This window comes from Chroococcus sp. FPU101, from assembly GCF_017312365.1.
GTDB lineage: Bacteria > Cyanobacteriota > Cyanobacteriia > Cyanobacteriales > Microcystaceae > Chroococcus.
Genome location: NZ_BLJI01000025.1, coordinates 1 through 12893, shown reverse-complemented (window position 1 = coordinate 12893; position 12893 = coordinate 1). Strand labels below are relative to the sequence as shown.

Genomic DNA, 12893 nt, shown 5'->3' with positions numbered 1-12893 from the left:
CTTGCCGTGTTTCGACCTCAAGGACTTTGCTTTCTTCTCACTCCTCACACAATATAAGAGTACCTGAAATATTAACTTTAAAGATAATTTCTAGTGACGCTTTAGCAAGTGGCATAAGTGGAGGAACTGAAACTATAGGAAGATTGTCATTAATAAACGGTTTCGTCCTCTTTTCGCCACGCTGGGTCAACAATACAGATAAAAACGAGTGATTCGTCGCCACAGCTATGAATATATTGTCTGGCATTTGGGGGAATATAAACTGCATCCCCAGGTATGACTATTTGTGTTTCATCGTTGATGTGCATTTCTCCTTTCCCACTCAGGATGTAATAAACTTCTGAGGTGGTTAGAGAATGGGGTAAGGAAGTTTCGTCTACAGGTAATACGGCATGAGCTAAACTATAGCGTAGTTCTAAAGGTTGTTTATCAGGATGGAGTAATTCTCTGAGTTGGGTACTATCACCTGCTAAAAATTCTTCACAGTCTTTCAGATTTTTGACGAACATGGTTTTAATAAATTAAATGTGTTTCCAGTCCGTTTGCATTTTACCTTGTTGGGGTCGCCAAATATTTCTTAATTATTAAATGAATTAAGCTCTTTCTGCTGATTGGCAAAATAGGGTAACATCTGATTCTGAGTCGGCCAGTTTTTGTAAATAAAGTAAATGAGATAGGGTAAAGAGATCGCAAGCATTAAAAATCTGTAACCTAATGATGCTTCTGCTATTTTGTGATATTCACTTATACTAATAAAGTCGGTCGGATCACTTTTTAAATTAAAGAAAAAGTTATAAATATAATCAAACAATGTGATTAAACAGCTAAACACGATAGGAGTCATTAAATTTTTTGTCTTTAAATATAAGATTCCTACTATAACTCTCATCACGAAATGGGCTGCAAAATTTGTCACCCATAATAATGAACAAATTAGAGATGAAATGAGCAAGCCCGTGATAATTCCTTTTTTAATTGAAATTTTATGTAAAACAATTGTATTAAAAATTATTTCCAATATAAAAATTAATATAAATGATGCCAGAGCATATAAAATTTGACTTGATACATTGTCATAAAGATTGTCATTAAGATAATTTTCCACATAGTCAGGAAAGATTAATGATAAATAATAAAATAATAATCGAATGAATCCTCTTAAAAAGAGATAACTAAAAAAAGCTAATGTTAATATAATCTGATAATTGATTGAATTGTCTAATCCTGTTATATATTTCCAATTTAAGTTAGCATTATCAATATATCTAATTAAAAAAAATAAAAAGCAAAAGACAACAATCAATATCATAAAGTTGGCAAAAGTTAAATTCTTAATAAGGTCATTATAATCTTGTTTATCGACTGCTAAATAAGCGGTTGAACTAAAGATATAAGCCATCGATAACCCAATGGATAAAAGAGCTAAGATAATTTCTAAATAATTGATTTTATTAAATTTATCTATCTCTAAATCTTTTGTTGTGCTGGGATTGTCATTTTTATTATTTAAAAGAATGAAAAACGGTAGAATAAATACATTTAGTAAACCTAACCAACCCCAGCGAGACGAATAACCTTTACCTCTGCAATATCTGCGACATCCTCGAATCAGAAGATAATATCCAAGCAAAAGCGTTAGTAACACTGAAATAGAAATAGATAGTGATAAATTTAATGAGATATAATCTTGATTCATTCCTAAAATAACTAAAGGAATATATTGAACACACAAACCAACAACGATTAAGTTAAGACCTTGTTGCATATTAATTTTATTATGTAGAAGTTTGGTAAAAGAACTGACTGATTAATCCTTTTACGTTCCAAATTTAATATGCCCAAATCATCAGCCAAAAATCCAATCACTCAACTGGCACATCTTGGAGTGACACTTGGCAGGCGAATTTTATATAAAGAAATAAGATAAATTATTCGGCAAATCACATCAAATGAATAAACACGGACTTCACCAAGACCATTCACAAGCTTGGATAGTTCAAACTTGGTTAGCTTTTATTCTTTCCGTTGGTGCTACCAGTATCGGTATACTTTATCTTCCCGTCGATAATTGGGTTAAAGGTTATATGGGAATGGGTTTGGTGTTTACAGTTGGTTCAACGATAAGTTTAACGAAAACGCAACGGGATACATACGAAGCGAAAAAATTAACAACTCGACTCGATGACGCGAAAGTCGAAAAGATTTTAGCCGAACACAATAATTTTAATTTGTAGGAAATTTTAAAAATACTCCTACATTTAAAAATCGGAATTAAACTGCTGTTTTTTGAGTTTTTGATGGATTGCATCAGTCTTTCCTTGCGGATAAGCCAAATTTCTGATTACTATATGCTTTCTGGCTTCTTCTAATTCTTTTAAATTAGTATAATCGACCCAGTGAATACAATCTACTGGACAAGTATCGATCGCTTCTTGTATTCTATCTTCTGAGTCTCCATCTTGATTAAAGACTCGTGAACGTCCATTATCTGACTCAATATAAAAAGTATTAGGGGAAACATGAGCGCAATGTTTACAACCAATACAGGTAGCCTCATCCACATATACGCCTTTTTGTCGTAAAATTCCCCCTAATTCGGGTTCAAACCCTGTTCGTTCAGGTTCATTTCTAAAAACTCCCCCTAACTCTGGTTCAAAACCTGAGCGGTTGGGGGATAATTCAAAATCAGCCATTAGGCACTCCAACGTTGGACAACTAAGCAAATTGAACCATCTTCGTTGACTTTTTGTTCGCTTACTTGAAAACCTTGTTTAGCAGTTTCGCTCAAAATGGTTTGGTAAGCATAACCTTGAGAGACTTTTCTTAAAAATCCTTCAACTGTTAAAGGTTGTTGCCAATATTGTAAATCAGCAACTAATTCATATTCATGACCGTTCCAACTAAAACCGATATCATAGTCATTTTTTTGTTCGACTACTACTTCGGCAGTACGGGTTTGTCCTTGGTATCCTCTAACGTTTGTTGGGCCTTCTTTCCACGCTATCCCCATTTCGGTTAAAGCAGATTTAAGAGAAGTGACATTACGGATTTGGGTTTTGATGTTGCTAAAGTGTGACATAGTCCTCTAGATAGATTTAAAGAAATAACAATAATCTTGCGTTCAAAATTACCAATCGCTGAAAGACGCTTGATTAGCGACTTGCGTAGATTGGCTAATCGTTTGATTGTAATATTCTGAGCTTTTCTCTTGTGAAATAACTGTACCAAGTTGTGCTTCTATTGCCGCCGTGACCTCTTGACAAGATGCGCCTACTATGCCTGTAACCTTTTCTTTGACACGACCATCAGGATAAATGACAAATTCTAAAGTTTCCATATTCATAGTTAGTTCACAGTCCCGTTTAATCTTGATCAGCAAAAGATGACTCAAAGAAATTACTAAAATCTAAACTAGCTAACAATCGTAAGCAAGCTTGACAATATGTGTTAAATTTTAGCAAAAGTTTACATTGTCTGAGTATCTTACTTTAGTTGTTTGTAAGTTTCGCTTAACTTTACTAACGTAGTCAAGGGCTAAAATTTTTTTCTGTGCCAAATGTAATAAAAATATACAGAAGTTGTGGGCTTAATCGCTTAAACCATAGCTAATTGTCTATAGATACGATTTTTAAAATATTTTATTGAACAAAACTAATGACGTAGCGACGAGGAAGCAGGATAATTAAAGATCGTCCATTGGTTTTGGTTGTAAAGTAAACATATGAATCAAAGTGCGATTTCTATTGGTGTCTTGGGCTTTGGTGGATTAGGACAAGCCGCAGCAAGAATTTTATCAGCCAAACAAGAAATGCTTCTAGTCGCCGCAGCCGATAAACAAGGCTATATTTATCATGAAGAGGGTTTAGATAAAGAGCGCATCATCACAGCCTATCATCAACAGGGTTCGGTCGGATATTTGGAACCTCACGGAACATTAAGCCAAAATAGTATTGCAGAATTAATCGAAAAAGCTAACGTAGACGGATATTTTCTCGCTTTACCCAATTTACCAAATACTTTCATGGCTGAGGTTGCTAAACAGTTTATTCAGTCGGGATGGCGAGGTGTATTAGTCGATGCTCTCAAGCGAACCAGTGCTGTAGAACAATTATTAGAAATTAAAGACCATTTAGCCAAAGCGGGAATTACTTATCTGACAGGATGTGGTGCAACCCCAGGACTTTTAACAGCAGCCTCCGCGATCGCATCTCAAAGTTATACTGAAATACATCAAGTTAAAATTACCTTTGGTGTGGGTATTGCCAACTGGGAAGCATACCGCGCTACCATTCGAGAAGATATTGCCCATTTACCTGGTTTTGATGTGGAAACTGCCAGCAAAATGAGTGATACAGAAGTAGAAGCGTTTCTTGATAAAACCAACGGCATCCTAACCCTAGAAAATATGGAACACGCAGACGATATTATTTTAGAACTAGCAGGAATTTGTTCTAGAGATAGAGTAACAGTTGGTGGTGTTGTTGATACCCGTAATCCCAAAAAACCAATTAGTACAAACGTTCAAATCACAGGGCGTACATTTGAGGGTAAGATTTCCACTCATACGTTTACATTAGGTGATGAAACCAGTATGGCAGCTAATGTTTGCGGGCCAGCATTTGGTTATCTAAAAGCAGGGATAGCATTACATCGACGTGGAATACATGGTTTATTCACTTCTGCGGAGATTATGCCCCAATTTGTTCGCTAACCCGTCATTACAAAGAAATCTGAGTTACTGCAATATTTCCAGAAAAACAGACATCAACATCTGTGCCTTCTTTTCTGGGGCGTTTGCTGTATTCTCCATAGTAATAAAATAAATCCCCTTCAACGCGATAATTAACGGGTAAAGGTTGGGTACTCGGTTCACAAAATACAATTTTTGGGTCTGGTGAACCGGGTTCCAAATGGGGTAAATTCACATTCCAAAAACAATTAATGGGTAACGGACGAGTGAATAAATCTTGTAATACTTTAGCAGTCCAGTAACTCGCCCAATCCCAGTCTATTACTAACGGCCGTTTTATCCAATGAGAAACAGCAATACCCCGAACTCCTAACATTGTTGCTTCCCTGACTGCTGCGACCGTTCCAGAAATATAAACATCTACCCCTAAATTACCACCCGCATTAATTCCCGATAACACCCATTCGGCATCCGTTACGAGGTGTTTTAGGGCAATACGAGTACAGTCTGCGGGCATTCCATCAACTGCGTATTCTGTTGACGAACGACAATGTAAACGTAAAGGTTGATGTGTTGTCACTTGATGTCCACAACCTGAAAATTGACCTGTTGGGGCGACAATAATTCCTGTTCCGTCTACTGCTTGTTGTAATGCTTGTATTCCAGGTGCATCAATTCCATCATCATTGGTTAAAATCAGGGTCATGGGTAGGTGTTAAAAGTCAATGATAAAAGTGTACTATAATAATTAAAGTCTAGAAACTTAAAAATATGCTGGCCTCTAAAAAATACTTTTCAGTTTCAGAATTTCACCGTCTTTTTGACTTGGGTTTTTTTGGTGAAGATGAGCGAGTCGAATTAATCCAAGGAGAAATCATTAAAATGGCAGCAAAAGGTACACGTCATGTTGTTTGTTGTAGAAGATTGATTAAATATTTAAGTAGTTTATTAGCAGGACAAGCTGTGCTAAGTTGTCAAGACCCAATTAGTCTATCATCGAATAGTGAACCTGAACCCGATTTTACTATTGCTAAACTAAAAGATGATGATTATCTTTCTGGTCATCCTACACCCGAAAATATTATTTTAGTCATTGAAATTGCTGATTCTACTTTAACTTATGACCAAAAAGTGAAAATACCTCTTTATGCTGAATCGGGAATTAAACACTATTGGATTTTTAATTTACTCGACAATCAACTTGAAACTTATAGCCAACTCTATCAGAAAGCTTTAGATCAATTTGATTATCGTCAAAAAATTGTTTACTTACCGAATCAAACAGTAACTTTACCAGAATTAACTAATTTAGTTTTAGATTTATCACAGATTTTTTAAATTCTCTTTTTCTGTTACTTTTAAAAATTGTCATTAAAAGTTTAGTATAAAAATTAAAGTCTAGAAACTTAAAAATATGCTGGCCTCTAAAAAATACTTTTCAGTTTTAGAATTTCACCGTCTTTTTGACTTGGGTTTTTTTGGTGAAGATGAACGAGTCGAATTAATCCAAGGAGAAATTATTGAAATGGCAGCAAAAGGGACACGTCATGTTGTTTGTTGTACAAGATTAAACAAGTATTTAAGTAGTTTATTGACAGGACAAGCTGTTTTAAGATGTCAAGACCCAATTAGTCTATCATCGAATAGTGAACCTGAACCCGATTTTACTATTGCTAAACTCAAAGATGATGATTATCTCTCTGGTCATCCGACACCCGAAAATATTCTTTTAGTCATTGAAATCGCTGATTCTACTTTAACTTATGACCAAAAGGTAAAAATACCTCTTTATGCGGAATCGGGGATTAAACACTATTGGATTTTTAATCTACTCGACAATCAACTTGAAACTTATAGCCAACCCTATCAGAAAGCTTTAGATCAATTTGATTATCGTCAAAAAATTGTTTATCTACCAAATCAGACTGTGACTTTACCAGAATTAACTAATTTAGTTTTAGATTTATCACAGATTTTTTAAATATATAGTTTTTTATATTATCTTTTTTCTGTAACTCTGAAAAACTGTAATTGCGATAAAATTTTAAGATCATCAATATTTTTTAAGATTCTTCTAGATCCAGAATATCTGCTAAATCTAACGTTTCATCTAAATCTAAAGATAACTGTTCAGTTGAATGATTTAATATTACTTCTTCTCTTTTAGAAACATAATCAACAAGTTTAGTCCAGTCAATCTGATTATTATTCATAAAGTCGTGCATGAATTCTTGAGTCATTTCGTTAATTTTAGCTGCATAAGTTTGTTGAAAAAGTGCATCTTTTTTCTGGGCTTCTTGATCGATAGGTACAATAATTTCTTGATAAAGATTATCGTCTTCTGAAAGAAAATTCCAAAAATCTTGACCAGCATATTTAAAGTATACTTTTTCGAGATCTCTATCTTTTTTTAAAGGATTTGCATCTTTCCCGTACATACAACCATTTACAGCAATAATTTCCTTGTGGTTACCCTTTATTCTAATCAATTGTTTAGCTTTTTTAAAGTTATCTTTCATTCTATTAATTTGATCAGAGTTACCCCAGTTAGTACCAGATTTAATCCCTACAATATAATAATTTCCATTTCTTTCAAATTCTAAATCAATACTGTTTAAATCAGATTTAAAACCTTGATACAACTTTTCAGCTATATAAATTGCAAAACCTTCTAATAAATTACCAAAGATTGTTTCTTCTTGCGAGGACAAAAAAGCGTCAACAATACTTTTGACAAAATCTCCAGCTAACTCAATATTTTTAGCCTTAAATAAATAAGGATTTTTGCGTCCGAGAACATTAGACAACCTTAACTTACTGAGTTTTTCAAATCTTTTGTTATAAAATGGCGTTAGAACATTATTGATTAAATAATCATGATAAATTTGATAATTTTCTTGATTCATATTATAGTTTTTATTTAAAAAATTTTTATTCAGTTTTATGGTATTAAGTTGTTCATTAAATAAAGTTTTTTCAAGATTATTAATGGCTACTTTATAATACTCTTCTTTAATTTCAATACCTAGATAATTTCTTCCTAGTTCTTTAGCTGCTATACACGTTGTACCCGAACCTAAAAAGGGATCAAGAATTAGATCATTCTGTTCAGTAAATAATTTAATAAACCAAGAAGGTAAGGTTTTAGGAAATGCTGCACTGTGATTTTTATTATTACATTCTGTAGCTAAGTGTAAAACATTTGTTGGATAAGCCATTGTTCGCTCTAACCAATTTGAAATATTTTTTCCAAAGCCACTTTCTACTTTAGAATTATCACGCTGTTTATCAGTTTCACTCAAGTTACTTAACCGAGATTTTGCCCAATCTCCCATAGGAACCATAACTTGCTCTTGATACATTTTAAATTTCTTTTGCTTGTTAAACTGTAAACATCTTTCCCAAGCATCACGAAAACGATTTGGCCATTTTCCTGGATAACAGTTTTTTTTATGCCAAATATACTCTTCTGTCCAGAACCATCCTTGTTTTTGTAGTTCTAAAATCAGTTTTATAACATAGTTGTGTCGTTCTCCATTAACCGCTTTCTCTTTAATATTAAGAATGAACGTTCCATCAGCTTTTAGAACTCTTTTAATCTCTTGTGATATGGGAAGAAACCAGGTAACATAATCATCGGGATTGATTCCACCATATGTTTTTTTGCGACTATCGGCGTAGGGTGGAGATGTAACGATTAAGTTAACAAAATCGGATGGCATTTGCTGTAATACTGTTAAGCAATTATCTAAAAAAATCTGATTATGCCATTGATTCGACTGAGTTATAATTCTTTCGTTAAAACAAGAACTTTGATTCATTTATATTGAGATAAACTGATTAAGTTAGGAATCAAAAGACTAAAAATTGTCTCTTGACTCCTCTCATTTTACACCGCAGATAAAGATTGCTGTAAACGCAATTTATCCCAACCTTTTTGATGCAGTAAAACCCAAGATTGCATTAAATCAGGCCCCTGCAATTCTCCCATCAATCCAGCGCGAAGGGATTTCATTACTACACCTTTTTTGACTCCCTTTGATTTCGTGACTTGATTGACAATTTCTTTAGCCGTTTCTTCGGTTAATTCGGTTTCAATTTTGTCTAAAATCTCTTGCAGAATCTCTTTAACTCCAGCAGTTTTAAGTTGAGTTAGCGCATCTTCAGTAAAGTTTAAGGTTTCCCCAAACAGCAAACGACTTTCTTTGACTGTATCTGTCAGACGGGTTAAACTGGGGCCAATCAGTGTAGCGAGTTGTACTAACCAAGTACGTGCGCTTAAATCTTGATATCCTGCTTCTTCTAAATAAGGAATAATCAGATCAACTAACTTCTCTGGTGCTAAATGATGCAGATATTGACTATTGATCCAGTCTAATTTATCCCAATCAAACTTAGCACCTGCTTTATTGACTCGTTCTAAGGTAAAGACTTTGGCAGCTTCTTCTAGTGTAAAGATTTCTTGTGTCGAGTCGGGGGCTGTCCATCCTAGCAAAGTCATATAATTTGCCATTGCTTCGGGTAAAAAACCCATTTTTTTGAAATCATCAATTGAAGTGACTCCATCTCTTTTAGATAGTTTCCGCCCTTCTTGATTCAAAATCAGGGGTGTATGAGCAAATTCTGGGATAGATGCGCTATAAGCTTCATATAACAAAATCTGTTTAGCCGTATTAGCAATATGATCCTCACCTCGAATAACATGGGTGATCTTCATATCAATATCATCGACAACAACCGCTAAATTATACAAAGGTTGTCCAAACGCTTCATCTTGGAATTCTGCGGCACGTGCAACCACCATATCACCACCGAGATCACTGCCTTTCCATGATACTTGACCTCGAATTGCATCATGCCAAACAATTTCGCGATCGTCTTCAATTTTAAAACGAATCACAGGGATACGACCCTCAGAGATCAACGCTTCCTCTTGTTCTGTGCTTAAATTTCGATGACGGTTATCGTAGCGGGGTGCCTCTCCTCTTGCTTTTTGGGTTTCCCGCATTTGTTCGAGTTCATCTGGAGTACAATAGCAACGATAGGCTAAACCCTTCTCTAGCAAGGTTTGAATATATTGACGATAGAGATCTAAGCGTTGAGTTTGGTAAAAAGGGCCTTCATCCCAGTTAATTCCAAGCCATTGTAAACCCGACATGATATTATCGGTATACTCAGGACGCGATCGCTCGACATCTGTATCTTCAATTCTTAGTATAAATGTACCGCCCAGATGATGAGCAAACAACCAATTAAAAACGGCTGTTCTTGCGGTTCCGATGTGTAAATTTCCCGTTGGACTAGGTGCAATACGAACTCTAACGCTCACGATATCCTCTTTAATTCTAGTGCAGTCTTATATTCTAATCTAGTGCTTGTCCTGCTGGTTTGCGTTGATCGTTCACACCATAGATTAATTTTTTTTCTGGATCGATTTTAATAGATTCCGCAGCACCCCAGTTGTAGAAAGGTTTGATGGTGTATCCCATTTCTAACAATTTTTGAATCGTCGTCTCATTTAACCCATTTGGTTCATTTAAAACAGCATTAGGTAAACCTTGATAATGAATGCGAGATGAATTAACCGCTTTTTCTAAATTCATTTGATGATCGATTAAATTGGTGATCACCTGTACAATTGTCGTGGGAATGGTTGAACCTCCTGGACTCCCCGTAACTAAAAAAAGATGACCATTTTTTGTAACAATGGTGGGAGACATCGAACTAAGAGGCTGTTTTTGCGGTTGAATTAAATTAGGATTTCCTTGCATTAAGCTAAATTGATTTGCTTCCCCAGCTTTACTGGTAAAATCATCCATTTCATTATTTAACAAAAATCCAGTATCACCTGCCATCACTGCCGCACCAAAATTAGAATTAATGGTATAGGTCACAGAAACCGCATTCCCATCTTTATCGACTACAGAATAATGAGTTGTATTCATTCCTTCTGGTTTTAGAATTGGTTGATAGAGTTCTTCAGGGTTTCTCGCTTTATTGGGTAAGATTTTTGTTCTAATTTGTTTGGCGTAATCTTTGGCTAAAAGTCTATTTAAAGGCATATTGACAAACTTGGGATCACCTAAATAAAGATTACGATCGCTATAAGCATATAACATCGCCGATAACATCAAATGTAAGCTTTGTGGAGTCTGAAAACCTAATTTTTTGAGGTTATATCCTTCCAAAATATTCAGCATTTGACAGACTGTGGTTCCTCCTCCTGGGGGTGGAGCGGAAATCACGACATAACCGCGATAATTACAGCGTAGAGGTTCTTGTTCAGTAATCGAATATTGCTGAAAATCTTTGAGACTTAAAATACCCTGATTTGCTTGACTTGCTTGGACAATTTTTTGGGCAATTATTCCATTGTAAAAAACATCTGTACCTTTCTCGGATATTAGTTTCAGGGTTTTAGCTAATTCTTTTTGAATCAGATAATCGCCAACTTGATAACTATTTTTGCCATCTTTAAGAAAAATCGCAGCAACATTCGGTTCTGTAAATTTTTTATCGTTTAATTTTAAAATTCTAATGTCACCTTCAGTTAAGATAAATCCTTTTTCTGCTAACTGAATTGACGGTTTAATAACTTGTTGTCTCGATAAAGTACCATATTGATTTAAAGCGTAATCTAATCCTTTTACTGTCCCTGGTACACCAACTGCTAAATAACCTTTTCGACTTCTGTCAGTAGCGACTTTTCCTTGTTCATCTAAATACATATTCGGTGTCGATGCGAGGGGTGCTTTTTCCCGAAAATTGATAAAAGTCTCTTTATCATTTGCTAAACGAATTAGCATAAATCCACCTCCTCCTAAATTTCCACAACAAGGATCAGTAACCGCGAGTGCATAACCAATAGCAACCGCAGCATCGATCGCATTTCCTCCTTGATTTAGAATTTGTATTCCGACTTTTGTCGCTTCATGTTGTGTCGTGACAACCATTCTATTTTTAGTAGAAACGGTCATTTTAGAAGGAGAATTATTAGGGGTTTGAGCAGAAGTAGAATCAGTAGAGATTAACCAACTTAAAAACTTGTAAGGATAAATGAGGGGATGATATATACTTTTTGCAATAATGATATCGAGAAGAGTTATAAATATTAAAAAACTGGTGAATAAAGTTATATATTTAGAAATCTTAGATATTTTCATCACTTCCTTTTACCGTAACTTATAAGATTGATGAATTACTATAGCATTGATTCGATTATGAACACCTAAAACTCACACTACGAAAATTATTGCCAAATTTGGCTTAAATCCAAGATAAAACCTGATAACACCTCGTCACAATTGACTTGGGTGGGTGATTGTAAGATTTCCACTTCTTGATTAACTCGATAAATCTCGACTTGTTGCGCTTGAGGATTAATCAGTAAACCTAAGCGTACTCCATTCGCACGATACTCTAACATTTTTTCTTGAAGGTCAGATAAGGAGTCAGTACGAGAACGCAACTCAATCACAAAATCGGGTGCAATAGGGGGGAATTTTTGCTGATGTTCGGGAGTCAGTGCATTCCAACGCTCTAGTTTTATCCACGCAACATCTGGTGAGCGTTGACTACCTAGCGGAAGACGAAACACCGTAGAAGAGCTAAAAACTTCACCTAACTGAGTTTGGCTATTCCAATTATATAACTGTGCGATCAAACCTGCTTCAGACCTTCCACTTTCTCCACCGACTGGGGACATGACGAGTAGTACTCCTTGTGCCGTTAATTCTAAAGGTTGTTCTGGATTAGCAATACATAGCTGATAGAATTGTTCATCAGTAAGATGGAGCGTACTGAAATCTAGTCGAATCGGTTCAATAATTGAAGATTCTGATAAAGTCATAAAATCCTCAGATAATTTTGCTAACTATTATAAAGATTTATTTGTAAATTATTGCCAAATTTTGCTTAAATCTAACCGAAATCCTGATAACACCTCGTCACAATTAATTTGTGTGGGTGATTGTAAGATTTCCACCTCTTGATTGACTCGATATATCTCGACTTGTTGCGCTTGAGGATTAATTAGTAAACCTAAACGAACCCCATTCGCTCGATACTCTAACATTTTTTCTTGTAGGTCAGATAAAGAGTCAGTACGAGAACGCAACTCATACTAAGTTGCGAATTAGACTGTAATTCTCAAATGAGGAAAATAAGTCATGGAGCGTAAGCGTTCGGGTTGAGAATCAAGTTC

At 35.1% G+C, this 12893-nt stretch carries 15 protein-coding genes; 4 read left to right on the top strand and 11 right to left on the bottom strand.

Annotated elements, in window-relative coordinates; translation table 11 throughout:
* Positions 1–149: 149 nt before the first annotated feature.
* Together CFPU101_RS18020 and CFPU101_RS18015 are read right to left on the bottom strand one after the other, a co-directional pair.
* Positions 150–509 carry a cupin domain-containing protein gene (locus CFPU101_RS18020; protein ID WP_206816720.1) on the bottom strand — a complete coding sequence of 120 codons (360 nt, stop codon included), beginning with the start codon at positions 507–509 and terminating at the stop codon, positions 150–152.
* Positions 510–577: 68 nt separating this feature from the next.
* Positions 578–1765, bottom strand: coding sequence for a type II CAAX prenyl endopeptidase Rce1 family protein (locus CFPU101_RS18015; RefSeq protein ID WP_206816719.1), 1188 nt, complete (start codon positions 1763–1765; stop codon positions 578–580).
* A gap of 184 nt (positions 1766–1949) precedes the next feature.
* On the opposite strand from CFPU101_RS18015, the gene CFPU101_RS18010 reads away from it, so the two are divergent.
* Positions 1950–2234 (top strand): YiaA/YiaB family inner membrane protein, encoded by a 285-nt coding sequence (locus tag CFPU101_RS18010; protein ID WP_206816718.1) that lies wholly within the window; start codon positions 1950–1952, stop codon positions 2232–2234.
* Positions 2235–2258: 24 nt separating this feature from the next.
* Here CFPU101_RS18010 and CFPU101_RS18005 read toward each other — a convergent pair whose 3' ends face one another.
* From CFPU101_RS18005 to CFPU101_RS17995, 3 genes are read right to left on the bottom strand one after another with little or no spacing between them, the layout of a single operon-like run.
* Positions 2259–2693, bottom strand: a complete 435-nt coding sequence (locus CFPU101_RS18005; RefSeq protein ID WP_206816717.1) for a ferredoxin — start codon at positions 2691–2693, stop codon at positions 2259–2261.
* Positions 2693–3079 carry a DUF1257 domain-containing protein gene (locus CFPU101_RS18000; protein WP_206816716.1) on the bottom strand — a complete coding sequence of 129 codons (387 nt, stop codon included), beginning with the start codon at positions 3077–3079 and terminating at the stop codon, positions 2693–2695. The genes CFPU101_RS18005 and CFPU101_RS18000 overlap by 1 nt, the downstream gene beginning before the upstream one ends.
* Positions 3080–3127: 48 nt before the next feature.
* Complete coding sequence (locus CFPU101_RS17995; RefSeq protein ID WP_206816715.1) at positions 3128–3343, bottom strand: DUF2997 domain-containing protein; 216 nt, start codon at positions 3341–3343, stop codon at positions 3128–3130.
* A gap of 378 nt (positions 3344–3721) precedes the next feature.
* Here CFPU101_RS17995 and CFPU101_RS17990 point away from each other — a divergent pair, with 378 nt between their 5' ends.
* The gene (locus CFPU101_RS17990; RefSeq protein ID WP_206816714.1) at positions 3722–4711 is read left to right on the top strand and encodes a saccharopine dehydrogenase-like oxidoreductase; all 990 of its coding nucleotides are present in this window, start codon (positions 3722–3724) and stop codon (positions 4709–4711) included.
* Positions 4712–4718: 7 nt separating this feature from the next.
* Here the strand turns inward: CFPU101_RS17990 and surE are convergent, their stop codons facing one another.
* The gene (gene surE, locus CFPU101_RS17985; RefSeq protein ID WP_206816713.1) at positions 4719–5396 is read right to left on the bottom strand and encodes a 5'/3'-nucleotidase SurE; all 678 of its coding nucleotides are present in this window, start codon (positions 5394–5396) and stop codon (positions 4719–4721) included.
* Positions 5397–5461: 65 nt separating this feature from the next.
* Between surE and CFPU101_RS17980 the strand changes: the two genes are divergently transcribed.
* Positions 5462–6028: a Uma2 family endonuclease gene (locus CFPU101_RS17980; protein ID WP_206816712.1), complete on the top strand. Its 567-nt coding sequence runs from the start codon at positions 5462–5464 to the stop codon at positions 6026–6028.
* 76 nt (positions 6029–6104) lie between these two features.
* Complete coding sequence (locus CFPU101_RS17975; protein ID WP_206816711.1) at positions 6105–6671, top strand: Uma2 family endonuclease; 567 nt, start codon at positions 6105–6107, stop codon at positions 6669–6671.
* An 82-nt stretch (positions 6672–6753) separates the two neighbouring features.
* Here the strand turns inward: CFPU101_RS17975 and CFPU101_RS17970 are convergent, their stop codons facing one another.
* The 5 genes from CFPU101_RS17970 to CFPU101_RS17950 form a co-directional block, all read right to left on the bottom strand.
* Positions 6754–8511 carry a PmeII family type II restriction endonuclease gene (locus tag CFPU101_RS17970; protein WP_206816710.1) on the bottom strand — a complete coding sequence of 586 codons (1758 nt, stop codon included), beginning with the start codon at positions 8509–8511 and terminating at the stop codon, positions 6754–6756.
* A gap of 68 nt (positions 8512–8579) precedes the next feature.
* A complete protein-coding gene (gltX, locus tag CFPU101_RS17965; RefSeq protein WP_206816709.1) occupies positions 8580–10019 on the bottom strand; it encodes a glutamate--tRNA ligase in 1440 nt (479 codons plus the stop codon).
* Positions 10020–10053: 34 nt separating this feature from the next.
* Positions 10054–11853, bottom strand: coding sequence for a gamma-glutamyltransferase (gene ggt / locus CFPU101_RS17960; RefSeq protein ID WP_206816708.1), 1800 nt, complete (start codon positions 11851–11853; stop codon positions 10054–10056).
* Between the two features lie 86 nt (positions 11854–11939).
* Entirely contained in the window at positions 11940–12515 is a 576-nt protein-coding gene (locus CFPU101_RS17955) for a Uma2 family endonuclease (RefSeq protein ID WP_206816767.1), read from the bottom strand.
* Positions 12516–12587: 72 nt separating this feature from the next.
* On the bottom strand, positions 12588–12806 hold the full coding sequence (locus CFPU101_RS17950) for a Uma2 family endonuclease (RefSeq protein ID WP_307730459.1): 219 nt from the start codon (positions 12804–12806) through the stop codon (positions 12588–12590).
* Between the last annotated feature and the right edge of the window lie 87 nt (positions 12807–12893).

What these genes read in the sequence shown, in the direction of transcription:
- CFPU101_RS18020 (WP_206816720.1), bottom strand. Translation starts at nt 509, where the DNA reads ATGTTCGTCAAAAATCTGAAAGACTGTGAAGAATTTTTAGCAGGTGAT.
- CFPU101_RS18015 (WP_206816719.1), bottom strand. Translation starts at nt 1,765, where the DNA reads ATGCAACAAGGTCTTAACTTAATCGTTGTTGGTTTGTGTGTTCAATAT.
- CFPU101_RS18010 (WP_206816718.1), top strand. Translation starts at nt 1,950, where the DNA reads ATGAATAAACACGGACTTCACCAAGACCATTCACAAGCTTGGATAGTT.
- CFPU101_RS18005 (WP_206816717.1), bottom strand. Translation starts at nt 2,693, where the DNA reads ATGGCTGATTTTGAATTATCCCCCAACCGCTCAGGTTTTGAACCAGAG.
- CFPU101_RS18000 (WP_206816716.1), bottom strand. Translation starts at nt 3,079, where the DNA reads ATGTCACACTTTAGCAACATCAAAACCCAAATCCGTAATGTCACTTCT.
- CFPU101_RS17995 (WP_206816715.1), bottom strand. Translation starts at nt 3,343, where the DNA reads ATGAATATGGAAACTTTAGAATTTGTCATTTATCCTGATGGTCGTGTC.
- CFPU101_RS17990 (WP_206816714.1), top strand. Translation starts at nt 3,722, where the DNA reads ATGAATCAAAGTGCGATTTCTATTGGTGTCTTGGGCTTTGGTGGATTA.
- surE (WP_206816713.1), bottom strand. Translation starts at nt 5,396, where the DNA reads ATGACCCTGATTTTAACCAATGATGATGGAATTGATGCACCTGGAATA.
- CFPU101_RS17980 (WP_206816712.1), top strand. Translation starts at nt 5,462, where the DNA reads ATGCTGGCCTCTAAAAAATACTTTTCAGTTTCAGAATTTCACCGTCTT.
- CFPU101_RS17975 (WP_206816711.1), top strand. Translation starts at nt 6,105, where the DNA reads ATGCTGGCCTCTAAAAAATACTTTTCAGTTTTAGAATTTCACCGTCTT.
- CFPU101_RS17970 (WP_206816710.1), bottom strand. Translation starts at nt 8,511, where the DNA reads ATGAATCAAAGTTCTTGTTTTAACGAAAGAATTATAACTCAGTCGAAT.
- ggt (WP_206816708.1), bottom strand. Translation starts at nt 11,853, where the DNA reads ATGAAAATATCTAAGATTTCTAAATATATAACTTTATTCACCAGTTTT.